20 protein-coding genes are annotated in these 26,970 nt (G+C 63.5%); 18 read left to right on the plus strand and 2 right to left on the minus strand.

Going from position 1 to position 26,970, the window contains the following annotated elements; translation table 11 throughout:
• The first annotated feature begins 10 nt into the window (after nt 1-10).
• From C8J98_RS08660 to C8J98_RS08675, 4 genes are read left to right on the plus strand one after another with little or no spacing between them, the layout of a single operon-like run.
• Nucleotides 11-1,153 carry an ABC transporter permease gene (locus C8J98_RS08660; RefSeq protein ID WP_107912793.1) on the plus strand — a complete coding sequence of 381 codons (1,143 nt, stop codon included), beginning with the start codon at nt 11-13 and terminating at the stop codon, nt 1,151-1,153.
• Complete coding sequence (locus C8J98_RS08665; RefSeq protein WP_107912794.1) at nt 1,150-1,932, plus strand: ABC transporter ATP-binding protein; 783 nt, start codon at nt 1,150-1,152, stop codon at nt 1,930-1,932. Before C8J98_RS08660 ends, C8J98_RS08665 begins: the two co-directional genes overlap by 4 nt.
• Before the next feature lie 4 nt (nt 1,933-1,936).
• The gene (locus C8J98_RS08670) at nt 1,937-2,875 is read left to right on the plus strand and encodes an MlaD family protein (protein ID WP_107912795.1); all 939 of its coding nucleotides are present in this window, start codon (nt 1,937-1,939) and stop codon (nt 2,873-2,875) included.
• Nucleotides 2,872-3,480 carry an ABC-type transport auxiliary lipoprotein family protein gene (locus C8J98_RS08675; RefSeq protein ID WP_107912796.1) on the plus strand — a complete coding sequence of 203 codons (609 nt, stop codon included), beginning with the start codon at nt 2,872-2,874 and terminating at the stop codon, nt 3,478-3,480. Before C8J98_RS08670 ends, C8J98_RS08675 begins: the two co-directional genes overlap by 4 nt.
• A 100-nt stretch (nt 3,481-3,580) precedes the next feature.
• Here C8J98_RS08675 and C8J98_RS08680 read toward each other — a convergent pair whose 3' ends face one another.
• Nucleotides 3,581-4,981, minus strand: a complete 1,401-nt coding sequence (locus tag C8J98_RS08680) for an amidase (protein WP_107912797.1) — start codon at nt 4,979-4,981, stop codon at nt 3,581-3,583.
• Between the two features lie 151 nt (nt 4,982-5,132).
• Here C8J98_RS08680 and C8J98_RS08685 point away from each other — a divergent pair, with 151 nt between their 5' ends.
• The 14 genes from C8J98_RS08685 to C8J98_RS08750 all read left to right on the plus strand — a co-directional run bounded on the left by C8J98_RS08685 (nt 5,133) and on the right by C8J98_RS08750 (nt 25,061).
• On the plus strand, nt 5,133-6,740 hold the full coding sequence (locus tag C8J98_RS08685) for an electron transfer flavoprotein-ubiquinone oxidoreductase (RefSeq protein WP_107912798.1): 1,608 nt from the start codon (nt 5,133-5,135) through the stop codon (nt 6,738-6,740).
• Nucleotides 6,741-6,744: 4 nt separating this feature from the next.
• A complete protein-coding gene (locus tag C8J98_RS08690; RefSeq protein WP_233260170.1) occupies nt 6,745-8,826 on the plus strand; it encodes a glycosyltransferase in 2,082 nt (693 codons plus the stop codon).
• Nucleotides 8,823-10,877 (plus strand): glycoside hydrolase family 99-like domain-containing protein, encoded by a 2,055-nt coding sequence (locus tag C8J98_RS08695; protein ID WP_107912799.1) that lies wholly within the window; start codon nt 8,823-8,825, stop codon nt 10,875-10,877. Before C8J98_RS08690 ends, C8J98_RS08695 begins: the two co-directional genes overlap by 4 nt.
• Nucleotides 10,878-10,967: 90 nt before the next feature.
• Nucleotides 10,968-11,714 (plus strand): electron transfer flavoprotein subunit beta/FixA family protein, encoded by a 747-nt coding sequence (locus C8J98_RS08700; RefSeq protein WP_107912800.1) that lies wholly within the window; start codon nt 10,968-10,970, stop codon nt 11,712-11,714.
• 22 nt (nt 11,715-11,736) lie between these two features.
• Nucleotides 11,737-12,678, plus strand: coding sequence for an electron transfer flavoprotein subunit alpha/FixB family protein (locus C8J98_RS08705; RefSeq protein ID WP_107912801.1), 942 nt, complete (start codon nt 11,737-11,739; stop codon nt 12,676-12,678).
• An 89-nt stretch (nt 12,679-12,767) separates the two neighbouring features.
• Nucleotides 12,768-14,213 (plus strand): UbiA family prenyltransferase, encoded by a 1,446-nt coding sequence (locus tag C8J98_RS08710; RefSeq protein ID WP_107912802.1) that lies wholly within the window; start codon nt 12,768-12,770, stop codon nt 14,211-14,213.
• Nucleotides 14,213-15,517, plus strand: a complete 1,305-nt coding sequence (locus C8J98_RS08715; RefSeq protein ID WP_107912803.1) for an FAD-binding oxidoreductase — start codon at nt 14,213-14,215, stop codon at nt 15,515-15,517. The genes C8J98_RS08710 and C8J98_RS08715 overlap by 1 nt, the downstream gene beginning before the upstream one ends.
• Before the next feature lie 2 nt (nt 15,518-15,519).
• Nucleotides 15,520-16,257, plus strand: coding sequence for an SDR family oxidoreductase (locus C8J98_RS08720; RefSeq protein WP_107912804.1), 738 nt, complete (start codon nt 15,520-15,522; stop codon nt 16,255-16,257).
• Between the two features lie 2 nt (nt 16,258-16,259).
• Complete coding sequence (locus C8J98_RS08725) at nt 16,260-17,204, plus strand: NAD-dependent epimerase/dehydratase family protein (protein WP_107912805.1); 945 nt, start codon at nt 16,260-16,262, stop codon at nt 17,202-17,204.
• 120 nt (nt 17,205-17,324) lie between these two features.
• A complete protein-coding gene (locus C8J98_RS08730) occupies nt 17,325-19,373 on the plus strand; it encodes a hypothetical protein (protein ID WP_146171602.1) in 2,049 nt (682 codons plus the stop codon).
• Nucleotides 19,374-19,453: 80 nt separating this feature from the next.
• Nucleotides 19,454-20,740, plus strand: coding sequence for an NAD(P)/FAD-dependent oxidoreductase (locus C8J98_RS08735; protein WP_107912807.1), 1,287 nt, complete (start codon nt 19,454-19,456; stop codon nt 20,738-20,740).
• A gap of 44 nt (nt 20,741-20,784) precedes the next feature.
• Nucleotides 20,785-21,177: a GtrA family protein gene (locus C8J98_RS08740; RefSeq protein ID WP_107913057.1), complete on the plus strand. Its 393-nt coding sequence runs from the start codon at nt 20,785-20,787 to the stop codon at nt 21,175-21,177.
• Nucleotides 21,178-21,210: 33 nt separating this feature from the next.
• Nucleotides 21,211-22,665 (plus strand): hypothetical protein, encoded by a 1,455-nt coding sequence (locus tag C8J98_RS08745; protein ID WP_107912808.1) that lies wholly within the window; start codon nt 21,211-21,213, stop codon nt 22,663-22,665.
• Between the two features lie 92 nt (nt 22,666-22,757).
• Complete coding sequence (locus C8J98_RS08750; protein WP_146171603.1) at nt 22,758-25,061, plus strand: hypothetical protein; 2,304 nt, start codon at nt 22,758-22,760, stop codon at nt 25,059-25,061.
• A gap of 16 nt (nt 25,062-25,077) precedes the next feature.
• On the opposite strand, the gene C8J98_RS08755 is transcribed toward C8J98_RS08750, so the two are convergent.
• The gene (locus C8J98_RS08755) at nt 25,078-26,940 is read right to left on the minus strand and encodes an alkaline phosphatase family protein (protein WP_158272651.1); all 1,863 of its coding nucleotides are present in this window, start codon (nt 26,938-26,940) and stop codon (nt 25,078-25,080) included.
• Nucleotides 26,941-26,970: the final 30 nt, after the last annotated feature.

Here is a 26,970-nt window from a genome sequence, read left to right on the forward strand (position 1 = left end):
GCCTTCGCCCATGACGCTCCCATCCGCTCCCGGCTCGGCCATTCTCACCCGCGATGCGGGCGGTGCGCGCCTTGCCCTGACCGGGGACTGGACGCTCGTCCACTACATGGAACTGCAGGCCCGGGCCAACGAACTGGCCGGGACGGTAGGTAACGACGTGCACGTGGACATCCACGCCCTCGGCGCCATGGACACCTCCGGCGCGTTCGTCATCGCCGAGATGCTGGGCAGCCGGCGCACCCAGACGCTGTCCCAGGACGAGTCGCTGCCACCGGCGCGGCGGGCCCTGCTGAAGACCGTCGGCGATGCAATCGACACCTACTGCAAGGGTGTGAAGAAGCCGAGGGATGCCGGCTTCGTGGTCCTGCTCGAGCGCATCGGCAAGGGCATGGGCTCGTTCTGGAAACAGACGTTAAAGCTGCTGGCCTTTATCGGGATCACCCTGCAGGGTTTCGCCAGCACGGTGCTGCGGCCCAGGCACTGGCGCATGACCGCGCTGGTTTCGCACATCGAGCAGACCGGGCTCGACGCGGTGCCGATCCTGGCCCTGCTTTCCTTCATGGTCGGCGCGGTGGTCGCCTTCCTCGGCTCAACGGCGCTCGCCAGTTATGGCGCCAGCATCTTTACCGTCGACCTGATCGGCTTCGCCTTCCTTCGCGAGTTCGGTGTGCTGCTCACCGCCATCCTCCTCGCCGGCCGCACCGCCAGCGCGTTCACCGCCCAGATCGGCTCGATGAAGGCGCGCGAGGAAATCGATGCGATCCGCACGCTCGGCCTCGATCCGGTCGAGCTGCTCGTGCTCCCGCGCGTACTCGCCCTGCTGGTGTCGCTGCCGCTACTCACCTTCATCGCCATGATCGCCGGCATCGTCGGCGGCGGCGTGGTCTGCCTCGCGGTACTCAAGATGTCGCCGTCGATGTTCCTGTCGATGCTGCAGGCGGACATGTCGCTGACCCAGTTCCTGGTCGGTATCGCCAAGGCACCCGTATTCGCTTTCATGATCGGGGTGATCGGCTGCATGGAAGGCTTCAAGGTGTCCGGCAGTGCGCAGTCGGTGGGCGAACACACGACGTCGGCCGTGGTCCAGTCGATCTTCGTGGTGATCCTGCTCGATGCCCTCGCCGCACTCTTCTATATGGAGATGGGCTGGTGAAGGGTGAAACCGTCATTGAAGTGCGCGGACTGATCAACCGGTTCGGCAGCCAGACCGTCCACGAGAACCTGGACCTCGATGTCTACCGAGGCGAGATCATCGGCATCGTCGGCGGGTCCGGCACGGGCAAGTCGGTATTGCTACGCACGATCATTGGCCTGGTGCGGCCGATCGCCGGCGAAGTGCGCGTCTTCGGCGAGAACCTGCTGTCACTTCCGGAAGAACGCCGCTCGCAGGTGGAACGTCGGTTCGGCGTGCTGTTCCAGAGCGGTGCGTTGTTCTCGTCGCTGACCGTGGCCGAGAACGTGGCGCTGCCGCTGATCGAACATGCCGGCCTGCCTCGCATGGACGCGACGCGCCTGGCCGGCGTGAAGCTCGCCCTGTCCGGCCTGCCGGTGGATGCGGGCCGAAAATATCCGTCGGAACTCTCCGGCGGCATGATCAAGCGCGCCGCCCTCGCCCGCGCGCTCGCACTGGATCCGGAGATTCTTTTCCTCGACGAACCGACCGCCGGCCTGGATCCGATCAGCGCCGCGGCCTTCGACAGCCTCATCGTGACCTTGCGCAATGCGCTGGGCCTCACCGTGTTCCTGGTGACGCACGACCTCGACACGCTCTACTCCACCTGCGACCGTGTGGCCGTGCTGTCGCAGAAGCGCGTGCTCGCCGCTGCGCCTATCGACGAGGTCGCCCGCACCGACGATCCCTGGGTACAGGCTTATTTCAACGGACCGCGCGGTCGCGCGGCCACCTTCGCCGCCCACAAAGGCAAGGACTGACACCATGGAAACGCGCGCACATCACATCCTGATCGGACTGTTCACCGTCCTCATCGTCATGGCCGGCCTCGGCTTCGGTGTCTGGCTGGCCAAAGCCCATTCGGACCAGGAGTGGAACTACTACGACATTGTCTTCAACGAGGCGGTCACCGGCCTGTCGAAGGGCGGTGCCGTGCAGTACAACGGCATCCGGTTGGGTGATGTCATGCAGCTGCGACTTGACCCCGAAGATCCACGCCGTGTGCTGGCCCGCGTGCGGGTGGTCGGCGACACGCCGCTGCGCAAGGACACCCGCGCCAAGCTCGCCCTCACCGGTGTCACCGGCGTGGCGATCATCCAGTTGTCGGGCGGCTCGCCCGGCAGCCCGCTGCTGGTCGGGCACGACGGCGAAGTGCCGGTGATCATCGCCGATCCCTCACCGTTCGCCAGGCTTCTGGCCAATGGCCAGGACCTCATCACGAATATCAGCCAGGCCGCCGCGCGCGCCAACGAGTTGCTCTCTAAAGAGAATGTCCATCGGATCGAACGCACGCTGGATCACCTGGACCAGACCACGGGCGTGATCGCCGACGAGCGCGAAGACATCCGCACGCTGATCAAGCAGCTCGCCACCGCGACGAAGCAGGCCAACGAAACGCTGGCCGAAAGCCAGAAGCTGGTGCACAACGCCAACGGCCTGATCGAAGGCCAGGGCAAGGCGACGCTGGAAAGTGCGCAGCACGCCATGGCCTCGCTCGAGCACTCCATGGCCTCGGTGGATCGTCTGCTCAATGACAATAGCGACGCCATCAACGGCGGTGCGGCAAGCCTGGGCGAACTGGCCCCTGCGCTTCGCGAGCTGCGCGACACCCTGACGTCGCTGCGCTCGATTACCCGTCGCCTCGACGAAAATCCCAGCGGCTACCTGTTTGGCCGTGAGAAAGTTAAGGAGTTCACCCCATGAACCGTGCCCGCCTCGCCGCTCCGCTGCTCATCGCGCTGCTGACGGCGTGTTCGATCCTGCCCAAGGCTGAGACGCCGAAGATCTACACCCTGCCCGCCGCGCCCGGCGCACGTCCCGCTACCGCGACACCCGTGCCGTGGGCGTTGCGCATCGCCGCGCCCAGCGCGCCGCGCTCGCTGGATAACGTGCGCATCGCGGTTGTGCCGGCGTCCAACCAGCTCACGGTGTATGCCGGCGCCCGGTGGAGCGACACCTCGACCAACCTGTTCCGCGACCGCCTGGCGGATGCGTTCCGTGACAGTGGCCGGATCGCCGCATTAAGCACGGACGAGAGCAACCTCGGCGCGGACTTTGAACTGGGCGGCAGTCTTGCCGCGTTCCAGGCCGAATACGCCACAGGCAAGCCGGAAGTAGTGATCCGCTATGACGCCGTGCTCGCGGCCACGCGCAAGCATCAGATCGTAGGCAGCCGTCGCTTCGAAGTGCACGAGCCGGTGGATGGCAAGGACGTGCCGCAGGTGGTCGAGGCGTTCGGGCGGGCGATGGATAAGGTGTCGCGGGAGGTGGTGGGGTGGACTTTCGAGACGGGTAGCGCGTCCAGATAGCCGGGCCGCGCTTGTGTGGGAGCCGCTTCAACGGCGATGCTCGTGCACCAATGAAAAGCATCGCCGCTGAAGCGGCTCCCACAGGAAGAAACCGCGATTCTTAAGCGGGCTCGACCGGATAAACCGGCTCGGCATCCAGCGACGACGCACACACCGCCGCCAGCTCCAGCAACCTCAGGTCCGAACCGCGCGCACCGACCAGCTGCATACCGATCGGCATGCCGTTCGCCAGGGTACCCATCGGAATGCTCACCGCCGGACACCCGGCGAGGCTGGCGAAACTGCATAGGTCAGCCTGCGAATCGGGCACCGGGCCGTCCAGCGGGAAGGCACCCTGCGACGTGGTCGGCATGACCAGCACGTCCACCTGGGCAAACAGCCGGCGCATCTTCAGCGTGGCATCGTCGAGCACGCGATCGGCGGCGACATAGTCGGCCGCCGACTTGCGTGCGGCGAAATCGACCATATGGCGGAAGCCCGGCGAGACCGGGTAGGCCTCGTCTGCCAGTTCATCCGCGAAGGTATTGAGCATCTCAGCTTCCATCAGCAGGAGGCCGGCACGTCGGGTCCTGGCGAAGTCCCAGTCGGAGAAATCGACGGTCCGACGCTCGCCCAGTTCGCCGGTGAGCTTGCCCAGCGCAGCCTCGAACACGTCGATCACATCGCGCTCGACGCCGACCGCCGCGAGATCCGGCAGGAAGCCTGCGCGCAGGTTGCCCGGCTCCCAGTCCGGCGGCGAAAACGCGACGCGACGGCGGCGCGAGCGTGCGTCGTCGGCGTCGTAACCGGCCAGGGTCTGCAGGAGGACGGTAAGGTCGTCCACGCCGCGCGCCAGCAGGCCCACCGCATCGAGGCGACGAGCCGCCGGCACGAGACCGCGGGCCGAGATCTCGCCGTGCGTCGGCTTCAGCGCGTAGACGCCGCAGTAGCTCGCTGGCACGCGAACCGAACCCAGGGTGTCCGAGCCGATCGCCGCGACGGCCATGCCGGAGGCGACGGCGGCAGCCGCACCACCTGACGAACCGCCGGCGGTGTAGCCGAGACGGTGCGGATTGTGCGTTGCGCCATGGAACGGATTGTTGGTGACCAGGCCAAGCGCACCTTCATCCATGTTGGTCTTACCCAACAGGACGGCACCCGAGGCACGCAGGCGAGCCACCACATGCGCGTCTCCTGCCGGCAACACGCTGCGCCGCCGCATGCCGGCACGTGTCGGGACGCCGGCTACGTCGAAGTTGTCCTTGATCGCGATGGGCATACCGTCGAGGCGGCCGATAACCCCGTCACGGCGGCGCCGGTCGGCGGCGAGCGCCTGCTCCTGGATAAGGGACACGCTGACGTCCGCAAAGGCGTTGAGCCGCGGATTCAGGCGCTCGATCGCATTCTGGTAGACATCGGACAGGGCCTGAGGCTGGACCCTTCCTATCGCCAGCCAGTGCAGGATCTGCAGCAGCGTGGCGCGGCGCATGTCGGTGTCGGCCACCGGCGGCATCGTATTCATGAACTCTCCTTGCGCATGGATCCGATCATAAACGCGCTATGTGAACTTCATGCAAGTCGACCCGTTTGAAACGGCGATTTGCCCGCACGCGGGGGAAGCCGGACAATGACGGGTTGATCCCCGAAGCCAGCCAAGATTGAGTGAGCCAGCCATGAGCGAACGCGAAACCATGGAATACGACCTCGTCGTCGTCGGGGCCGGCCCAGCCGGCCTGGCGTTCGCGATGCGTACGAAACAGCTCAATCCGGAGGTCACGGTCTGCGTGATCGAGAAGGCCTCGACCATCGGCGCACAGATCCTCTCCGGTGCCGTGATCGAAACCGCGCCGCTGGATCGCCTGCTGCCTGACTGGCGCAGCAATCCGCCGCCGGTGAGCGTACCGGTGACCAAGGACGAGTTCTGGCTACTGCGCGATCACGCCTCGGGCACCAAGCTGCCGGTGAACCCGCCGCAGATGAACAACCACGGCAACGTGATCGTCAGCCTCGGCGCGCTGTGCGCGTGGCTCGCCCCGCAGGCCGAAGCGCTCGGCGTGGACGTGTTCCCCGGCTACGCCGCCTCCGAGGCCCTGTTCGACGAGGCCGGCGCAGTGAACGGCGTACGTATCGGCGATATGGGCGTGGCGCGCGACGGTACCCACAAGCCGGGTTATACCGAAGGCATCGACATTCGCGCGAAGGTCACCGTGCTGGCCGAAGGCTGCCGGGGCCACATCAGTAAGTCGCTGATCAAGCACTTCGACCTGGACAAAGACAGCGATCCGCAGACCTACGGCATCGGCATCAAGGAGTTGTGGCAGCTCCCGCCGGGTCGCGGCGAAGCGGGCAAGGTGGTGCACACCGCCGGCTGGCCGCTGGCCAATGACACCTACGGCGGCAGCTTCCTCTATCACCTGGACAAGGACCGCGTGGCGGTCGGCTTCGTGGTCGGCCTCGACTACCCGGATCCGAATTTTTCGCCGTTCGAAGCCTTCCAGCAGTTCAAGCACCATCCGAACGTGAAGGGCCTGCTCGAGGGTGGCACCATCCTCTCGGCCGGCGCGCGCGCCATCATCGAAGGTGGTTTCCAGTCGCTGCCGAAGGTGGAAATGCCCGGTGCGATCCTGATCGGCGACTCCGCCGGCCTGGTCAACGTGCCGAAGATCAAGGGCACCCACCAGGCCATCGCCTCGGGCATGCTCGCTGCGGAACACCTCGTCGCCAGCACGCTGAATCCTGCCGGTTGGGACGCGAAGCTGCGCGCCTCGGCGGTGATGAGCGAGCTGAAGAAGGTGCGCAACATTCGCCCCGGTTTCAACAAGGGCCTGTGGTTCGGCCTGATCAATGCCGCATGGGAAACCGTCACGGGTGGTCGGTCGCCGTGGACGATGAAGAACCACGCGGACTGGTCGTCGCTGGGCAAGCTGGGCCAGTACGAGACACCGACGAAGGATTACGTGGACCGTACCCTCGCGCCGCGCGATCGGCTTGCCAGCGTTTACTACGCTGCAACTGAGCACGACGAAGACCAGCCGGTGCACCTGAAGGTGGCCGACACGTCCATCTGCATCGATCGGTGCACGACCGAATACGGCAACCCCTGCGAGAAGTTCTGTCCCGCGGGCGTCTACGAGATCGTCCAGGATGACGCGGGCAAACGCCTGCAGATCAACTCGGCGAACTGTGTGCACTGCAAGACGTGTGACATCAAGGATCCCTACCAGATCATCACCTGGGTAACACCGGAAGGTGGCTCGGGCCCGAATTACCAGAACCTCTGACGACGTGTCCGGAAAGCTTACCTGGCGTTACCGACGGGCCATTTCCATCGCGCAGCGCCTTCGCTCCAGCGTTGCCCTGCGTGGATGGCGCGGAACCGTGTCGCGCATCTCACAGGAGTTCGCCTCACGGCCCGAGGTGGACGATTCGCTCAGCCTGCTACCGTTGGACATGGCATTCGAACCGTTTGCGCTGCCGTCCAGCGAACAGCCGCGAATCTCCCTGGTCATTCCCGTCTACGGCAAGCTTGAATACACGTTGGCTTGCCTGCGATCGATCGCCGCGAATCCACCGACCGATGCCTTCGAAGTCATCGTGGTGGACGATGCGTCGCCGGACGACAGCGTCGACACACTGATCCGGGTGTCGGGCCTACGCGTCCTGCGCAACGCCAGCAACCTTGGCTTCGTCGGCAGCTGCAACGCCGGCGCCGCAGCGGCGCATGGCGAATTCCTGGTCTTCCTCAATAACGACACCCAGGTGCTGCCAGGCTGGACCGAGGAGTTGCTTCGCTGCTTCGAGTTGCGTGCTGATTGCGGCATTGCCGGCAGCCAGCTGGTCTATCCCGATGGCCGCCTGCAGGAAGCCGGTGCCTGGGTGTTCGCCGATGCCTCCGCCTGGAACATCGGTCGCTTCGATTCGCGGAGCGATCCTGCCGTGCGCTACGCGCGCAAGGTGGATTACGTATCGGGAGCTTCGCTGGCGATTCGCCGCACGGTCTTCACCGAGTTAGGCGGCTTCGATCTGCGCTTCGCGCCGGGCTACTACGAGGACACCGACCTCGCCTTTGCCGCCCGCGCGGCAGGTTATTCGGTGTGGTACGTGCCGACCAGCGTCGTGGTGCACGCGGAGGGCGTCAGCTCCAACGGCAGCATGGACACCGGGATGAAGCGGTTCCAGGCGATCAACCGGAAGAAGCTCGCGGACAAATGGCGTGAGGCGCTGGCCGCCCAGCCTGCGGTGGGTACCGCGCTCGCCGAGGTGGCGAAAGCGAGGCGACGCGGCACGATCCTCGTCGTCGATGTGGCGACGCCGGACGCATCGCGCGATTCGGGTTCGTTGCGCCTGATATCGATGATGCGCCTGCTTGTCGAGGACGGCTGGCACGTCGTATTCGCACCCGACGATGGCCGCGCCGACGATGGCGCGATCCGCGAACTGGGCCGTCTCGGCATCGAGGTGATCGTACGCCCCTGGGTGGATGGCGTTCCGTCCTGGCTGCTTCGATTTGCTGAGGACTTGGATGCGGCGATCCTCAGCCGGCACATGGTCGCGTCGCAATACACCAGCTTCGTTCGGCGGTATGCGCCGGGCGCGAAAGTGATCTTCGACACCGTGGACCTGCACTTCCTGCGCGAGGAACGCGCGGCCGAGCGCGCGGGCAATGCATCGCTCGCGCGACAGGCGGCGACGACGCGCGAACAGGAACTGAGATTGATCGCCGGGGCCGATACCACCTTCGTCGTCAGCGATTACGAGCGGGACCTGTTAAGCCGGTTGATGCCGAGTGCGAACGTCGATCTGCTTTCGAATATCCACGAGGTTTATGGCCGGACCGGCGGTCATGAGGGGCGTCGCGACCTGCTCTTCGTTGGTGGGTTTGGGCATCCGCCGAATGCGGATGCCATGAACTGGATGGCTTCGGAGATCCTGCCCGAGCTGCGTCGCGTGGTGCCCGGCGCGAACATCCTCGTCGCGGGCGACGTCCCTGAGGGCAATCGCCGGTTATTGTCCGACGCAGGCCTCCACATGCTCGGTCGCGTGCCCGACCTCGAGCCCTTGATGTCGTCGTCGCTCGCCTCGATCGCGCCATTGCGATTCGGCGCGGGGGTCAAGGGAAAGATCAACATGGCGATGAGCCACGGGCTGCCCGTAATTGGCAGCACCGTAGCGGTCGAAGGCATGCGGCTCGAAAACGGCGTGGACGTGCTGGTCGCGGATACCGCCGATGCGTTCGCGGCGGCCTACCTGCGTCTTGTCCGCGACGCGTCACTGTGGGCGTCCCTGTCCGACCACGCGGTTGAAAACGTCCGTGCCCACTTTTCCGCGGAAGCGGCACGTGACGCCTTGCGTCGCGCGATACTCTGAGCATGCCCTTGAAACGCCGCCTCCGCTCCCTGGTCTTTCGCAGCCTTCGTCTCGGCTTCCGGCTTACGCCCATGCCTACCGCGACGCGAGACCGTCTGCGCCAGCGATTTCTTGCCCGTCATGCCGACCTCGTCCCTGCAGGCCCCATCGGGCAGGCGGCAGCCACGGTGTCCATGCGGCCGTACGATCATGCGGCGCACCGTACGCTCGGCTACGTGGAACGGAAGCACGCGCCCGTGCCCGATCCGTTGCCCGCGACCGTAGTCGCGTTCTACCTTCCACAATTCCACCCGATCCCGGAGAACGATCGCTGGTGGGGTCCGGGCTTCACCGAGTGGCGAAACGTCACGCGGGCACTGCCGCAGTTCGAAGGACACCTGCAGCCGAAACTTCCGACCGACCTCGGCTATTACGACTTGCGCCTGCCGCAGGTGATGCGCGAACAGATGACGCTTGCGCGTGAATACGGTGTCGGAGCGTTCTGCACGTATTTCTACTGGTTTGCCGGCAAGACGCTTCTCGAAGCGCCGCTTCGGCAGTGGCTGGACGACCCATCGCTCGACCTGCCGGTCTGCCTGTGCTGGGCCAATGAGAACTGGTCGCGCCGCTGGGATGGCCGTGAAGAAGACCTGCTGATCAGCCAGAAGCACAGCGCCGAGGACGATTTAGCCTTTATCGCGTACGTAGCACCCTACCTGCGCGACGCACGCTACTTGCGCGTCGACGGCAAACCCATGCTGCTGGTCTACCGCCCGGGGCTCCTTCCAGAACCGCGTGCAACGGCGACGCGTTGGCGCACATGGTGCCGGGAGAACGGCATCGGCGAGATCCACCTTGCGTACGTACAGAGTTTCGACAACGTCGATCCGTCCAGCATCGGTTTCGATGCCGCCGTGGCGTTCCCGCCAAACAACACCAGTCTCGCTCCGATCACCGCGACCAAGCGGCTGATCAATCCTGATTTCGCCGGCCAGGTGCTGGACTGGCGCGAACTGGCCAAGGCGAGCGTCGCCGCGCCGGAGCCTTCCTACCTTCTCTATCCCGGGGTGAATCCGGGCTGGGACAACGAGGCGCGCCGTGCGGGACGCGGACGCAGCCTGGTGCACGCAACGCCCCGCGCGTTTTCGTCGTGGACTCGCGAGGCGATCGCGCTCGCCCGGCGCCGTGCGCCGACCGCGCCCCTCGTCTTCGTGAATGCATGGAACGAGTGGGCTGAAGGGGCTGTGCTCGAGCCCGATACGAAATACGGTTATGCGTGGCTCGAGGCGATCCGCCGAGCATTCACCGCCGAGCGGGCCGCGCCGACGCGTCCCTGCGCCGTGGTCCATGTCTGGTACGTCGAACTGCTGGAGGAAATCGTCGACGCGATCCGGGCGACGGGGCTACCCTTCCGCGTGGTCCTTACGGTGCCTACCGAGCGCGAGGATGCCGTCCGCCGCGAGCTCGCCAGGCTGTCGTTCGAGGCGGAACTGTTCGTGTCGCCCAACCGGGGGCGGGACATCCTGCCTTTCCTGAAGGTGGCTGCGCGGTTGCGTGACGAGGGCGAGGACGTGGTCCTCAAGCTGCATACCAAGCGGTCGACGCATCGGGAAGACGGTGGGGTCTGGCGCATGGAGCTACTGGATCGGCTCGCCGCGCCTGAGCGTGCCGGGGCCATCGTCGAGGCGTTCGCCACGCACGCGGATCTGGGCGTCGTCGCACCGGAAGGGCATGTCCAGCCTCTCAGCTTCTACTGGGGGGCCAACGCCGCCCACGTCGCCTATCTGTGCGCACTGGCCGGCGTGCCTGAACCGTCCACCGAGTCGGACAGCTTCGTGGCCGGAAGCATGTTCTGGTGCCGCCTGAGCGCCCTGACGCCGCTGGTCGACGCGCCGCTGACGGAATCGGAGTTCGCCCCGGAGGCAGGCCAGGTCGACGGCACCATGGCGCACGCCGTGGAGCGGATCGTTTCCCTGTCCGCGTCCAGCCTGGGTTTCCGCACGTCTACCGCGGCGTCGATCATGAGCGAACCCGAGCCCGCAGGCCCCTACGCCTACGCCCGGCGCTCGTAAGTTTCGGCCCCTTGGCCCAGATTCGCTAGAATGCTCCGTCTACCTCTACGTTGAGCGCCTCCGGGCGCCCTTTCCCCACAGGAACCGCGAATGAAGATTCTGGTCGGCTACAAGCGCGTCGTGGACTATAACGTCCGCATCCAGGTGAAACCTGACGGCACCGGCGTCGTCACGGACGGCGTGAAGCTCTCCGCGAACCCGTTCGACGACATCGCCCTCGAAGAGGCCCTGCGCCTGCGCGAGAAGGGCGTGGCCGAGGAAGTCATCGTGGTCGGTATCGGCCCGGCGGACCTCACGGCCCACCTGCGTAACGGCCTGGCCATGGGTGCCAACCGCGCCATCCACGTGCAGACCGCCGACGCCGTCTCGCCGCTGACCGCCGCCCGCACCTTTCTCAAGCTCATTGAGAAAGAGCAGCCCGGCCTGGTGATCCTGGGCAAGCAGGCCATCGACGACGACGCCAACCAGACCGGCCAGATGCTGGCGGCCCTGTGGGACCGCCCGCAGGCCACGTTCGCCAGCAAGGTCGAGATTGCCGACGGCAAGGCCACGGTGACCCGTGAAGTCGATGCCGGCCTCGAGACCATCGAAGCCGACCTGCCAGCCGTGATCACCACGGATCTGCGTCTGAACGAGCCGCGCTTCATCAAGCTGCCGGACATCATGAAGGCGAAGGCGAAGCCGATCGACGTGATCGAGCTGGGCTCGCTGGGCATCGATGCCGCCGACCACATCAAAACCACGCACTACGCTGCCCCGGCCAAGCGGACCAAGGGTGTGATGGTGAAGGACGCCGCCGAGCTCGTCGCGGCCCTCAAGCAGAAGGGCCTGCTGTAAAGCAGCCGACCGGAGAACCGACATGTCCAAGATCCTCGTTATCGCCGAACACCTCGACGGCAAGCTCAACGGCGCCACGGCCCGTGCGGTCAGCGCCGCGGTCGCCACCAAGCCGGAATCCATCGACGTCATCGTACTGTCTGACGCGCCCGACGCGGTTGCCGCCGAAGCCGCGAAGATCGATGGCGTCAGCAAAGTGCTGACTGTGGCTCGTGCCGAAAACGCGCACACGCTCGCCGCCATTCTCGCGCCGCAGATCGCAAAGGCGGCCGTCGGTTACTCCCACGTCTTCGCCCCCTCGACCACCTTCGGCAAGGACCTCGCCCCGCGCGTGGCCGCCCTGCTCGGCGTGTCGCAGGTGAGCGACGTGATGAGCGTGGAAGGTGCGCACAGCTTCAAGCGCCCCATTTATGCCGGCAACGCCATCGTCACGGTGGAAGTGGACGCCGCCTCGACCGTCGTCGCCACGATCCGCACGGCTTCCTGGCCGGCGGCTGCTTCGAACGGGAGTGCGCCGGTCGAAGCACTGACTGTCGACGCTACCCTGCCCTCGCATACGCGCTTCGTGAACCTGCAGCAGGGCAAGAGCGACCGCCCGGATCTGCAGGGCGCTTCCAAGGTGGTCAGCGGCGGCCGTGGCGTGGGCTCGAAGGAGAACTTCGAAATCATCTACAAGTTCGCCGACAAGATTGGTGCGGGCGTGGGCGCTTCGCGCGCCGCGGTCGATGCCGGTTACTGCCCGAACGAGATGCAGGTTGGCCAGACCGGCAAGATCATTGCGCCGGAGCTGTATATGGCGATTGGTATCTCGGGTGCGATCCAGCATCTGACGGGTATCAAGGACGCCGGCACGATTGTCGCGATCAACAAGGACGGTGAAGCGCCGATCTTTGAAATTGCGGACATCGGCCTGGTGGGGGATCTGTTTAAGATTTTGCCGGAGCTGGAAGCGGCGATTGGCTGATTCGCGATCGGGGCCGTCATGGCGGCCCGGGTCTTGTACGAGTGAGTCGCGGCACATACCGCGGCTGTGATGGTTGAAAGGGGATACAAATGGCGGCTACGGCGACGGATCACGCAGCAAAGACGGGTGTACCGCTTTGCGTGGACCTGGATGGAACACTGATCCGATCCGACTTGCTGGTCGAGTCGGCGCTGGCGCTGCTCGCCCACCAGCCCCTGGCGATCTTTTCGATGTTCGGCTGGCTCCTTCGGGGCAAAGCGCATCTCAAGCAACAGATTGCGCGGCGGGTCGAACTGGACCCCTCCGCACTCCCATACAACGGTGAGTTGATCGCCTGGCTGAGGGAGCAGCGGGCGGAACGGCATGTCGTCCTCTGCACCGCCTCGGACGTCAAACTGGCGACGCCCGTCGCCGAGCACGCGGCGGTCTTCGACGAAATCATCGCCAGCGACGGCCACGTCAATCTCTCCGGATCGAACAAGGCCAAAGCACTGGTCGATCGCTTTGGCGACAAGGGTTTCGATTACATCGGCAACGCGCCGGTCGATCTTGCCGTGTGGAAGCACGCTCGCGCTGCGCTTGTCGTTGAAAGCGGCCAGGCGCTGTCGAAGGCTGCCGCCAAGGTTGCCCCGATCGAGAAGCGTTTCGAAGTGCGCGCTGGTGGCATCAAGGCGTGGGCCAAGGCTTTGCGCGTGCACCAGTGGATCAAGAACGTCCTCGTTTTCCTGCCGCTACTGGCATCGCACCGAGTATTCGAAATCGATGCCCTGGCGACGACATTGCTGGCGTTCCTGTGTTTCGGGCTGTGCGCGTCAAGTGTCTACCTGACCAACGACCTGCTGGACCTGCCATCCGACCGGCAGCATCACCGCAAGCGCAACCGGCCCTTTGCGGCAGGAACGCTTCCGTTGATCGCCGGGCCGATCGCAGCGGTACTGTTGCTCATCGCGGGCTTCGGGCTGGCTTTCTTTGTCTCGCACCAGTTCGTCGCCGTGCTGCTCGGCTATTACTTGCTCACGAGCGCGTATTCGATTCGCCTGAAGCGGATCATGATGCTCGATGTCGTCGTGCTTGCCACCCTGTATACCACCCGTATCCTTGCTGGCATCGCGGCGATACACACCAAGCCATCCTTCTGGCTGCTCGCCTTTTCGATGTTCATCTTCCTCAGCCTGGCCATGGTCAAGCGTTACACCGAACTGCTCGCCCTGCAGGCCAGCGGCAAGGTCAAGGCCAGCGGTCGCGGCTACGACGTCGACGACATCCCGCTGATCCAGTCGATGGGCAGCTCGAGCGGCTACCTCGCCGTCCTGGTGCTCGCGCTCTATATCGACAGCACGGCAAGCATGTCGCTTTACCGCCATCCGCACTACCTGTGGATGCTCTGCCCGCTCCTGCTTTATTGGATCAGCCGCACCTGGGCCATCGCTCATCGTGGCGTCATGCACGACGATCCGGTGGTATTCGCCGTGATGGACCGGACCAGCCAGATTCTCGGCGTGATCGCGGCCGTCATCGTTGCCGCGGCGATCTGATGGCGGCCGCGGGACGCTCCTGGGGCCGCTACCCGGTCACGACCGAGAAGGTCGTCGCCCTGTCGGACCGCCACGCATCCTTGCCGAAGAGCGACGTGCCTGTACTTCCCCTGGGCAACGCTCGCAGCTACGGCGATAGTTGCCTGAATGACGGTGGCGTGTTGCTGGCCGCGCGTGGTCTCGATCACTTCATCGCCTTTGACCCGGCAAGCGGCACCCTGACCTGCGAAGCGGGCGTGCTGTTCTCCGAGATCCTCGACCTTGCCGTGCCGCAAGGGTGGTTTCTTCCGGTCACCCCTGGCACGCGCTTCGTGACGGTCGGTGGCGCCATTGCCAACGACGTGCACGGGAAGAACCATCATCGCGCGGGGACGTTCGGCCACCATGTGCTCGCGTTCGAACTGCTGCGTACCGATGGCACGCGTTTGCGCTGCACCCCCACGGAAAATGCTGAGTGGTTCGCGGCAACCGTCGGCGGCCTTGGCCTCACCGGTGTCGTGACCTGGGCAGCGATCCAGCTGCGGCGCATCGCCGGGCCCTGGATGTCCGCGGAGAATCACCGGTTCGGCAACCTGTCGGAATTCTTCGAGCTTTCGCGCGCATCGGATCGTGATTACGAGTACACGGTGTCGTGGATCGACTGCGTCGCGAGCGGCAAAGCGCTTGGGCGCGGTCTGTTCAGCCGCGCCAATCACGCGCCGGCCAGCCCCGACTCGCGCCCGGCCGCAGGAAACAGGACGCTCGGCGTGCCATTCACGCCCCCGATATCACTGATCAACCCGCTCAGTCTGCGTGCGTTCAACCAGCTCTACTATCATCGCCAGCGGAAGTCGGTGGTCCACGCGACGACGCATTACCAGCCCTTTTTCTATCCGTTGGACAGCATCGCCAACTGGAACCGGATCTACGGCCCCCGGGGCTTCCTCCAGTATCAGTGCGTCGTGCCACCGGAAGCCGCCGAGACCGCCATGGCCGAACTGGTTTCGACCATTTCGGCCGGGGGCGCGGGGTCGTTCCTCGCGGTGCTCAAACAGTTCGGCGACAAACCGTCGCCGGGGATGCTGTCGTTTCCACGGCCCGGTGCCACGCTCGCACTGGATTTCCCGAATGGCGGCGCGCCGACGCTTGCGCTGCTCGACCGCCTCGATGCGATCGTGGACGGAGTCGGCGGCGCTGTGTATCCAGCGAAGGATGCCCGCATGTCCGGCGCGCATTTCCGTCGCTACTTCCCCCAGTGGGAAGCCTTCTCCCGGTTCGTCGATCCGGGTATTTCTTCAAGTTTCTGGCGTAGGGTCACGGAGTAACGATGCAACGAGTTCTGATCATCGGCGCCACATCCGCCATCGCCGAAGCCACGGCTCGCATCTATGCCGAGCGGGGCTCCCGGCTGCATCTGGTCGCACGTAGCGCCGATCGCCTCAAGACCATCACCGAAGACCTGCGTATCCGCGGCGCGGCGGAGATCGGCCACGGCAGCCTTGATGTGAACGATGTGTCCGCGCACGCCGCCGTCCTCGATGCCGCGTGGGCCGACCTCGGCGATGTGGATGTCGTACTGATTGCCCATGGCACGCTCCCGGACCAGAAGGCATGCGAGGCATCCGTGGAGACGGCGCTGGCCGAGTTCGCGACCAATGCCACGTCGACCATCGCCTTGCTGACGCTTATCTCCAACCGCATGCAGCAAGCGCGCCGCGGCAGCATTGCGGTGATCTCTTCGGTCGCCGGCGACCGCGGCCGTTCCAGCAATTACCTTTATGGCTCGGCCAAGGCGGCAGTGTCCGCGTTCCTTAGCGGGTTGCGCCAGCGCATGGCCAGGCACGGCGTGGATGTCATCACCATCAAGCCCGGCTTCGTCGATACGCCGATGACCCGTGAGTTCAAGAAGGGCGCCCTCTGGGCGAAACCCGAGGCCATCGCATCGGGCATCGTGAAGGCTGTCGACAAGGGCCGGTCCGTGGCGTACCTACCGTGGTTCTGGTTCGGCATCATGACGATCATCCGCAGCATTCCCGAATTCCTCTTCAAGCGCCTCAGCCTCTGACCATGGCAGACAAGAACAGCAAGATCGTCATCACCGGCGCCGCCGGACTCGTCGGCCAGAACCTGATCGTCGAACTGAAGAGCCAGGGGTTTACCCAGCTCGTCGCTATCGACAAGCATGCCTACAACATGGGCATCCTGCGCGAACTCCACCCCGATGTCGTCGCCATCGAGGCTGACGTGGCGGTACCGGGCACCTGGGAAGAAGCCTTCGCCGGCGCTTCCTGCGCGGTGCAGCTGCACGCGCAGATCACCAGCAAGTTCCCCGACGAGTTCGTGCGCAACAACATCGACGCCACGCGCGTCGTGCTGGACGCGATCAAGCGCCACGAGGTGCCATACCTGGTGCACATCAGTTCGTCGGTCGTGGTGTCCGTCTCCAACGACGACTACACGAATACGAAGAAGGCCCAGGAGAAACTGGTCGTCGAATCGGGTATCCGGCACTGTGCCCTACGCCCGACCCTGATGTTCGGCTGGTTCGATCCGAAGCACTTCGGCTGGCTCTCGCGCTTCATGGCGAAGACGCCGGTGTTCCCGATTCCCGGTGACGGCCGCTACATGCGCCAGCCACTTTACGAGCGCGATTTCTGCCGCTGCATCGCCGACTGCATCGTCCGCGAGCGTAATGGCGAGATCTACGACGTCGTGGGCGATACGCGCATCGACTATGTCGACATCATCCATACGATCAAGCGCGCGAAGGGGCTGAAAACCTTCATCCTGCATATTCCGTACGGGCTCTTTGGCTTCCTGCTGCGCGTATTCGCGCTGTTCAGCGGCAAGCCGCCATTTACTGAAAGCCAGCTCAAGGCGCTGAGCGCGGGCGACGACTTCAAGGGCGTGGATACAGTCGCGGAGTTCGGTGTGAAGCAAACGCCATTTGCGGAGGCCGTTAAGGAGAGCTATTGCGATCCGCGGTATTCCTCCATCGTCCTGAAGCGCTGAGGCGTCGAATCACGAAAAGCGGGCTGCCTCACCATCGTCATGGTCCAGAACCCTTCTTCCCGCCATCCTCGTATCGAGGCCGCATACCGCTTGGTCATGGTGCTGCTGGCTGCCGGGTTCGTGGCTGCAGCCATCATCGGTGCTGTGCGGTACTACTCGCCAGTTCCGCTCGGAGACATGTGGAATGGGTATCTGGACTTCTTCATGGAGGTTCAGAACGGCAACCGTGCCGCGTGGTGGGCGCAGCACAACGAACACCGGATCGTACTGGCCCGCCTGCTTTTCTGGCTGGACCTGTCTTTTTTCGACGGGCGTGGCGCGAGCCTGATCGTTGCCAACTATCTGCTGGTCGCGGCAAGCGCGTCCGTGTTGTGTCTCGGTATTCGCAGGGTGCTCCCAGGGACCGTGGACGCACCGCTGGCGACGGCCATGCAGTCCCTGGTGTGGGCAAGCGTCTTCTTCTGGTCCCAGCAAGAAAACCTTACCTGGGGATTCCAGAGCCAGTTCTTCCTGGCCCAATTATTGCCACTGGCCGCCCTGTCCGTCCTTGCACGGGTAAAAGCCGCGCCGCAGAGGCGAATGTCGGCTATGGCAGTCAGCTGCGCCCTTGGAGTTGCCGCTTGCGGCACCATGGCCAACGGGGCGCTCGCCCTGCCATTCATGGTCGCCTACGCGTTGGTCGTAGGCATCCGACGCCGTGACGTCCTCGTCCTCGTCACGGTGACCGTAACGACGATCCTGATCTACATGCGCGGCTACGCCACAGGCGAAGGCCATGCTCCCCTTCTGCAAACCTTGCGAGCCGATCCTCTGGGCATCGTTGGCTTCGTACTCACGTACCTCGGCAATCCGGTTGCCTATATCCCTGTGCTCCGCGGTGCCGGGAAGATCGCCCCCATGGCCGCCGGCGCAGTGATGTTGCTCACCGCCTTGGCCGTCGCGGTGAGCGGCTGGCGATCGCGCGGCGAGCGCCCACTCACGTACGCCATGCTGACGTTCATCGCGTACGTGGGTGCGACGGCTCTCGGCACGGCTTTGGGCCGGTTGACGGGTACCCTCGACCAGGCGCTGATCAGCCGATATACGACACCTCCCCTCATGGCATGGTGCGCGCTGCTCGTCGCCTCGTTGCCCGACGTCGCCACCCGGAAAGTCTTTCGTCGGCTTGCCCTGGCCCTCGCCCCCGCTGCTCTGATGGCATTCCTTCCGACACAGGCAACCGCCGTGCGCAGGCAAAGTGACCTACGTTTCCAGAAGGAGCTGGGCGCCCTCGCGCTGGCCCTCGATGTGCGGGACGAACATGCCATCGCACCCATCTTTCCTTTCACCGATTGGGCAATGACGATCGCGGACAAAGCAAGCGAACGTCACCTTTCCGTGTTCGGCTACCCGCCCCTGATCGATGCTCGCGCCAGCATAGGCAGCAGGTCGGAGCGACACACGGCAGGCGATTGCGCGGGATCCGACATCACGATCGAAGCCGTGGCGGACGGACAGGCATTCTCACGCATACGCGGCCGCATCCAACGCCGGGCCACCGCTACGGTCACCGAGCGTATCGAGGTCGTTGCCACCGACGGACGAATCGTCGGCCTGGCGCTGGATGGCGCGCCAAGGATCACCTCACCAGGCCCCCATCAGGGGCAAGAACGCCTGCAGGCATCAGACTTCGTCGGATATATCCTCTCCAGCGCCGCCGATGCACCGGTGTCACTGGTAACGGCGGACGGTTGCGCGTTCTCCGTGACGCCGCTCCGGGTCTTCAGCATCGCTACGCAAACCCCGGCGCCGGGCGCGGGGCTGGTCCCCGCGGCTGCCCTCGCCGGGGACTCCAGTTACTCCGGAAGCGATGTGGATAGAAGCCGGTTCAACGGGATTCGCGTTCTCGGCTCATGGATCCACGCCGACAAGGACACGGGCTCCGTAAGCTTCACGGTTCATCGGGGCGAACATATCTACTATCGCTCGGGCCCCATGGCGGGGCGCCAACGGCTGCTCGTCGGCACGGGAACGGCGGCGATCCCCCTTCCCGCGCTCCGCGAGTGGACCCGAGTCTCGTTCGACGATCCCAACTTGCCTGATGCATTCCTTGTCACCATCCGTGACGACGGTGACGGCTGGGGCGAGTGGTCCGCCATCGCACTTGGTGACAGTCTGCCAGCGCCATAGCCGCACGGCTCGGCCCGGCACCGTACAACCGTTATCATTCCCTATCCGGCGCTCCATGGCGCCCCAACGGAGTTTCCAACATGGCAGAGCGCATCGCCGTCCTCGGAGCGGGGCCCATGGGTCTGGCAGTGGCATACCAACTGGCTCGCGATGGACATCACCCCGTGGTGTTCGAAGCCGACGATCGCGTCGGAGGCATGACCGCCAGCTTCGACTTCTCCGGACTGAAGATCGAGCGCTACTACCACTTCCACTGCATCTCAGACGCAGGCTTTCTCACCATGCTCGACGAATTGGGCCTGGCCGGACACATGAAGTGGACGGAAACGAAGATGGGCTATTGGTACGGGAAGCGGCTCCAGCCGTGGGGTAATCCGGTCGCCCTGCTTAAATTCAAGGGCCTCGGTCTCGTCGCAAAGTTACGCTACGGCCTGCACGCATTCCTGTCGACCAAACGCAAGGACTGGCGGCCACTCGATAACGTGGAAGCCACCGGATGGATCCGTCGCTGGGTCGGAGCCGAGGCATATCGCGTGCTCTGGAAGCGTCTGTTTGACTACAAATTCTACGACTACAGCGACAACCTCTCTGCCGCCTGGATTTGGAGCCGCATCCGTCGAATCGGCAATTCGCGCTACAACCTCTTTCGCGAAAAGCTCGGCTACCTCGACGGCGGCTCCGATACGCTGCTGCTGGGCATGAAGACCTGGATCGAATCCCATGGCGGGGAGATTCGCCTCGGGACGCCTGTGCAGAAGGTAGTCATCGAGAACGGGGCTGTGGCTGGCCTGCAGACCGCGGCGGGCATGGAAGTGTTCGACAAGGTCGTGAGCACGATTCCGCTGCCGTTCGTGCCGCGCCTGATACCGGATCTCCCCGCCGACATACTGGCGCGCTTCAGTGCGCTCAAGAATATTGCCGTCGTTTGTGTCATCGCCAAGTTGCGCAAGCCAGTCACCGAGAACTTCTGGCTAAACATCAACGACGATGATATGGACATACCCGGACTGGTCGAGTACACCAACCTGCGTCCGTTGCCCGAGCACGTCGTCTACGTGCCGTTCTACATGCCCGGCGAGCATCCGAAATACGGCGACACTGACCAGGTGTTTACCGACAAGGTCAAGCGCTACCTGAAGGAAATCAATCCCGACCTTATGGACGACGATTTCATCGATATCAGGGCCAATCGCTATCGTTACGCCCAGCCGATCTGTCCACCCGCCTACCTCGACAGTATTCCGCAGCGCAAGTTACCCGTGGAAGGTCTCTGGGCCGCCGACACGTCGCACTACTACCCGGAGGATCGCGGCATCTCGGAAAGCATCGATTTCGGCCGGATGCTGGCCAGGGAAGTCACCGCGTGACGGCGAGCCCCGCGTTCGGAGCACTCAGTGAACGCGTGCACGCCCTGCTGCGATCGCAGTTCGTCCTCTTCCTAATCGTCGGAGGCGTGGCGGCGGCGGTCAATTTCGGCTCACGCATGCTTATCAACCAGTGGACGGGTTATGCATGGTCTGTCGCTCTCGCCTACTGCATCGGCATGGCAACGGCTTTTGTACTCAATCGCCTGTTCGTCTTCAAGCAGTCAACGCGACCCATGCGTCACCAGGCCACGTGGTTCGTGTTGGTCAACGCATTCGCTCTGCTTCAAACGCTCGCCGTCAGCGTGCTTCTCGCAAGAATCGTCTTTCCTGCGCTTGGGTTTCATTGGCATCCGGATGCAGTGGCTCACATGATCGGGATCATGCTGCCGTTGGTGTCCAGTTACTTCGGTCACAAGTATCTGTCGTTTCGCCACTGAGTAAGGTAGATGAGCAACCAGGACATGTATCCAATGGCTGACACGCTGAACGCGTCCTTTACCCGACGCGTCACCCTTGCCGTCTATCTGGCCTGCCTCATCGCGCACGTCATTTACGTGTCGCTCTATGCGCATGAAATTCCATTCTGGGATCAGTGGGACGCCGAAGCAGACCGCCTCCTTCGTCCGCTCCAGGAATCGTCACTCTCGCTAGGACAAATGTTCGCTTCGCACAACGAGCATCGAATTCTCTTCTCCAGACTGCTTTCGCTGGCGCTGTTCAAGTTGAATAGCGGCCAATGGAACAACCTCGTCGAGGCCTACGCGTCGTCTGTCATTTACGCGGCGGTCCCGGCGACCTTCGTCTGGCTTGCCTCACGGAACGGCGGATCACGAATCCCGATGGTGGTCGGCGCGTTCGCCGCTTGCGCACTCGCCATGCTTCCCTTCGATTTCGAGAACACCCTGGTCGGATTCCAGAGCCAGTTCTATTTCATGGCCGAGTTTGCTTTACTCATCCTGGCAACCGCATGCTACGCAAGGCCGACCTACCGAACTGCAGCCGGCTTGACGGCTCTGGGACTTGCATCGCTGTTCACTATGGCCTCGGGCATGTTCGCACCGGGTCTCGCCATTGCCATGCTGTGGATCTGCCACGGTAACAATCCGAAGAACCGAGGCTTTCTCATCGCCGCCTCGTTGGGGCTCGCTGCGACCGTCGCTCTCGGCGTGATCCTGTTCCCGATCCTCGGCAGCAATCTGGCTGCGAGCGGCGTGGAAGGACATATCCATGCGTTGTCGACGAACTTCATGTGGCCGATGCAATCACGCAGCGGGCGTGAGTGGCACGAAGGCCGCAAGATCGTCTACGCAGCCTGCGTCTGGGCGCCCTTGCTGACGTGGCTGATCCAGCGCATTCGCGTCCGGGAGTTCGAAACCGATGAATTGTTCGTCGTCGCCGTCGCGTTATGGGTGGCGCTTCAACTCGCCGCCATCGCCCATTCCCGCGGTCACGACTTGCTCAGTGTCCCGTCGCGGTACACGGATATCTTTGCCATCGGCCTGATCTGCAATGCCTGGCTGGCATCGCGAATGCTGACGGCGCCCGGTGCCCGATGGCCTGTCCTTGGCGTACCCGCAATCTTGTTCGTGATTGCCGCCGGATCCGGCCTCGTGTCGCGTACACCCGCGGATCTCTGGAATGTACGCGCAACGGCTCGCTTCGGAACGGCACAAACGGACAACGTCGCTGCGTATATTCGCACCAACGACCCCCAGTGGCTGATCAAACCGCTTTTCGAAATACCTTACCCTGACGCCAAGCGCTTGCAGTCGCTGCTGGACAACCCAACGATCCGGTCTTCGCTACCTTCGACGATCAACCCTGTTTCTCCGGCCGGAGACAAGACGGGCGATCCAGCAAGCAGGGACGGTACGCTCACGCTGTGGGCGAGGCACCTCCAGGCTTTCGTACAACAGAAGTCATAATCCATTTGCAATCGTCGCCATGGCTCGGAGATCGCCATGAGGTCGTTTCGATCGCTTAGCCGGACAAACCGGGTTCCAGAAAGGGAAATTGCATGAGAATGCCGCGCGCCGATTACGCGATGCTGGTCAGTCGGGGGAGCGTGCTGCTGACCCTCATCCTGACGGTACTCCTCGTCATACCGTTTTCGCCGTATGTCGCTGGGTTAGATGGTGAGCCCTGGAGGTATGCGATGAATGTCGCTGTCGCGGACCACATGGTGTTCGGTCGTGACATCATTTTTACCGCAGGTCCCCTCAGCACCATCTATACCCGCGCGTATCACCCTGCGACCGACGGGATCCTCCTTGCCGGTTCGGCGCTCCTTGCCGTGGCCCTCTGCATGGGTATGGCCGCGATCACCCCACCCCAACGCCGGCCATGGCTCTTGTTCGTGCCGCTGCTGATAAGCCAGCTTCCTTTCGAGGGAGCCATGCTGCTCGCGCTGCCCTTCCTGCTCGTCCTCGTGGCGGAGAAGACCGCCAAGGAGGGTGGCAGGCGACTTCTCGTGTCACTCTTCATCGTTGCGGTGGCATGCACGACGCTGCCCCTGATCAAGGGCACGATGGCCGTCGCCGTCGTAGCGTGCGCAGGACTTGCTTTCCTGGCGCTCGTTCGTCGGCGGCCAGTCGTTGCAGTGACGATGATCGCCGCCTGCGCAGCCGTACTCACGGGCACCTGGCTGTACGTAGGTCAGCCACTGGCGGCGCTTCCGACATTTTTCGTCAGCCAAGTGCCGGTCATGACGGGCTACACCTCAGCGATGGCCATAAATGGCAACACTTGGGAAGCCGTCGTGTTTCCGCTGTTCGCGTTCTGCGTCGTTCTAGCAGTGCTGGGCGCGCCCATCCTGCAGCGATGGCACGTTACCCTGGCAGCGGCGATCCTCTTGTTCATTGCGTTCAAGGCTGGCTTCGTCAGGCACGACACACATCCGACAATCTCCGCGTGTGCCCTCGCCTTCGCTGGGCTGATCGCATTCGTCGAGAAGCCAGCGGTCAGCCGTAAGGCAGTCCTCGGGCTGCTCGCAGGATTTTCTGGCGCGGTCGTCACGTCGATGGCTTATCAATCGTATGACGTCGACAAGATGCAACATCGTATGTCCATGCTTCTGAGCGAATCCGCGAGGGGTCTGGGCCAACGTATCACCCACCCCGATGACCTGGGTAAGCGGTTCGCCGAAGAGAACGCGCGGCTTCGCCAGGTATTTCCGTTGCCAGCTTATGGCGGGACGGCCGACATCTACCCCGTGAACGCCGCGGCCCTGATCGCAAGCGGAACCCCCTGGAATCCGAGACCGACGATATTGAGCTACACCGCCTACACGCCATCGCTTGCGAAGGCCGACGCGGACCACCTGCGTGAGCGTCCGCCCTCACGAATCTACTTTGACATCGGCACCGTAGACCTACGATATCCTTCGCTGGATGACGGGCTGAGTTGGCCGATCCTCCTTGAGGACTACAGCGTATCGGGGTTCGCAGGCACCTATGCGGTGCTGGAGCATGGCCGTGCTGGCGGTAAGGTACAGTTCGGACCCGAAGTCACTCGCACCGTCGCCACAGGGGCTACGATCGCTTTGGGAGCGGCCAAAAGGCCGATTTGGGCGAAGATCGACATTCAGCCCACATGGCTTGGACGCATAGCGTCCCTCGTATACAAGCTACCGCTCCTGACGTTGGATGTCGGCTACGACAATGGTAGTTCGCGCCGGTATCGGTTCGTTCCCGGCATGGCTTCCGAGGGCTTCCTGCTCTCGCCCACGGTCGCCGACAGCACAGCCTTCGTCGCACTCCATTCGCGTGAGCAGCAATCGCTCCTTGCGGGCAACTATGTGACGCACATCGACGTCTTTGGCGACGCGGGTACCCGCTGGTTCTGGCGTGCGGAATACAGACTGACCTTACAGGACGTCGACATTGGGCCATCGCCCCAGGCCGACGCACTGCTTCTTGCCCATCCCGACCTGCAGCATACGGCAGCCGACGCGGTGCCCGGTGGCGATTGTTCGATCGACTTTATTGATGGCCAACCCGGAACTACCCCGCTTATTCAGGCGAAGGGTGGACTGATCACGGTCACAGGATGGGCGCTTGCATCCGGCGTAGACGGACGACTCGCGGATACGCGAGACATCGCCCTGATCCAGGGCGATGCGACCTACCTTGCCGGAGTTCGCACTACGCCACGGGGCGATATCGGCGACCACTTCCGACATCCGGCCCTGACCGGTGCGGGCTTCGAATCATTCATCGACACGCGGGGTCTGCATGGCGAGTTTGACGTGCGTGTGATGCAGAAGTCCGGCAACCGCGAACTCCTGTGCAGCAGCGCTCGCTCGCGGATACGCATCGACTGAGGGACGCACTCCCAGGTTACGGGGCCGCATTGAAAATGCGGTCCTCGCGCGCAAGGCGGTAGTACATCATGATTGCCGCCTTGCGGCGGTCGAACTCCTTCCTGTCGGTGGCAGGCACCTCGGCCTCTGCGTATACACCCGTCTTCTTGCTCATGAAGAAGTCGTTACCGATCGCTGAGAAGCCAAAGGGACTTTCGCTGGGTTCGAACAGGGTGTCGCCCAGGAAACTGTTGTTCGCCGTCTTGACTCCCAACAAGTGCATGAGCGTCGGAGCGAAGTCGAGCGACGTACGCCCCGATGCGTCGTACTGGGCGGGCAGTACATGACCCGGGTCATAGACGATCAAAGGAATTCGGTCGACAAAGTAAGCCTTGAAAGGCTCGACCATGACTTCCCTGTAGGCCGGCTCCGGAAAGGAGGCGTGATCGGAGGTGAAGATGAGAATAGTATTCTTCGAGTATGGGCTGGCGAGGAAGTACGTCAGGAATCGGCCGAATGCGAGGTCGAAGTCGTGAACGCGATTCAGGACCTTGTTCGAACCGTCGCCGTATGGCTCAGCACCGTCGATCCGATCCATGAAGGCGTGGGTCCCGATGTTGTACGCACCAACGAACATCGGTCGTTTCTTCGCATCGCCCTCCCTCACCTTGAGGAAGTCGATCATTTCATCGAAGAGGCTGACGTCATTGAGTGAACCGAAAATCAGGTTCTCGCCATAGCGTGGCGAAACCTTCACCGCGGATTCGAGGTTGAAAACGGTATCGAAACCGATGGCTCGAATCATCGTGTTGAGGGTGACGGTGTCCGCATGGGGCGAGAAAAAATAGCTTTGATAACCAGCTTGTCGCAGCAGAAGCGGGACTGTCTGATATCGCGTTCGCACCAGCTTCTCGGTTCCCTCAGATCCTTCCCACGAAACCACCTCACCTTTGCCGCCGGCCTCCGGATACCCGGAATCTAGCTGCCCCTGCAACGCGCGGTAGGTCGCTGCGGTGTGGTTGAAGTAGTTGTCGACCCGCATCCCTTGCTTGGCAAACCGGTCGATGTTGGGTGTCAGACCGGGATACGTTCCACCGTATGCCCCAATCAGCCGCGCTGACAGCCCTTCACTAAAGATGACAACGACATTCGGACGACCCGGCACGCCTTCCTTCGCGGGAAACGGCAGTGGCGAAGCATAAATCGTGCGCCGCTCGAAAGGGTAGGCATTGGCGCCTAGCTTGCTTAAGTCCAGCGCGGCTTGGGGGTCCCGACCCGACTGAAAGAAGCTCCTTGCCTTCTGCACCTCGACGACATTGCGCAGAAGCGACGCTACAGGCGCCTGGCGATAGCGCACTTCCAGTCGTCCATTACCCGCCTGCGCCCGCGATACCCACGGCAGCAAAGCGACAAGTGCAATAAGCACCCAGATCTCCGTACGCGACAGTGATGCCTTCGACACATGTCCCGACGTCCTCTCGCGAAGGCTCAACCACGCGAACAGACACCACCAGGCGAAACCAATTGCAAGGAGTGAGTACAGGCTCGTTCCACGGACGAGCCGCCCCTCACCGCCGTTCTCGAGCGCCAGCACCGTGATGAAGTTATCCGACATATCGAGCGATACGATCTGCGCGGCATACGCCAGGGCTACGGCGAAGGCGAGAACGAGGCCAGTAATGAAAGAGGCACGACGCCACCATGACCTAGCCTCCGGGCGACGTCCGAGCAGCCAGACCATGGCGAAGAACGCGATGCCGAGCTCGACAAACGGCATGGCCAAACGCACCAGATCGTGACCCACATTCCCGCGGTCGGGAAATGAGGAGAACCCGAACAACTCGAGGGTATACGCCAAGTACAACCCGAGCAAATACCAACCGACACGACGCTTAAGCACGATGAGCCCTCCTAGGCAAACGCCAAGGGG

The organism is Luteibacter sp. OK325 (assembly GCF_003050935.1).
Lineage (GTDB): Bacteria > Pseudomonadota > Gammaproteobacteria > Xanthomonadales > Rhodanobacteraceae > Luteibacter.

Bases quoted from the DNA above. Each gene is read 5' to 3' on its own strand.
- C8J98_RS08660 (WP_107912793.1), top strand. From the start codon at position 11: ATGACGCTCCCATCCGCTCCCGGCTCGGCCATTCTCACCCGCGATGCG.
- C8J98_RS08670 (WP_107912795.1), top strand. From the start codon at position 1,937: ATGGAAACGCGCGCACATCACATCCTGATCGGACTGTTCACCGTCCTC.
- C8J98_RS08675 (WP_107912796.1), top strand. From the start codon at position 2,872: ATGAACCGTGCCCGCCTCGCCGCTCCGCTGCTCATCGCGCTGCTGACG.
- C8J98_RS08680 (WP_107912797.1), bottom strand. From the start codon at position 4,981: ATGAATACGATGCCGCCGGTGGCCGACACCGACATGCGCCGCGCCACG.
- C8J98_RS08685 (WP_107912798.1), top strand. From the start codon at position 5,133: ATGAGCGAACGCGAAACCATGGAATACGACCTCGTCGTCGTCGGGGCC.
- C8J98_RS08700 (WP_107912800.1), top strand. From the start codon at position 10,968: ATGAAGATTCTGGTCGGCTACAAGCGCGTCGTGGACTATAACGTCCGC.
- C8J98_RS08705 (WP_107912801.1), top strand. From the start codon at position 11,737: ATGTCCAAGATCCTCGTTATCGCCGAACACCTCGACGGCAAGCTCAAC.
- C8J98_RS08710 (WP_107912802.1), top strand. From the start codon at position 12,768: ATGGCGGCTACGGCGACGGATCACGCAGCAAAGACGGGTGTACCGCTT.
- C8J98_RS08715 (WP_107912803.1), top strand. From the start codon at position 14,213: ATGGCGGCCGCGGGACGCTCCTGGGGCCGCTACCCGGTCACGACCGAG.
- C8J98_RS08720 (WP_107912804.1), top strand. From the start codon at position 15,520: ATGCAACGAGTTCTGATCATCGGCGCCACATCCGCCATCGCCGAAGCC.
- C8J98_RS08725 (WP_107912805.1), top strand. From the start codon at position 16,260: ATGGCAGACAAGAACAGCAAGATCGTCATCACCGGCGCCGCCGGACTC.
- C8J98_RS08735 (WP_107912807.1), top strand. From the start codon at position 19,454: ATGGCAGAGCGCATCGCCGTCCTCGGAGCGGGGCCCATGGGTCTGGCA.
- C8J98_RS08745 (WP_107912808.1), top strand. From the start codon at position 21,211: ATGGCTGACACGCTGAACGCGTCCTTTACCCGACGCGTCACCCTTGCC.
- C8J98_RS08750 (WP_146171603.1), top strand. From the start codon at position 22,758: ATGAGAATGCCGCGCGCCGATTACGCGATGCTGGTCAGTCGGGGGAGC.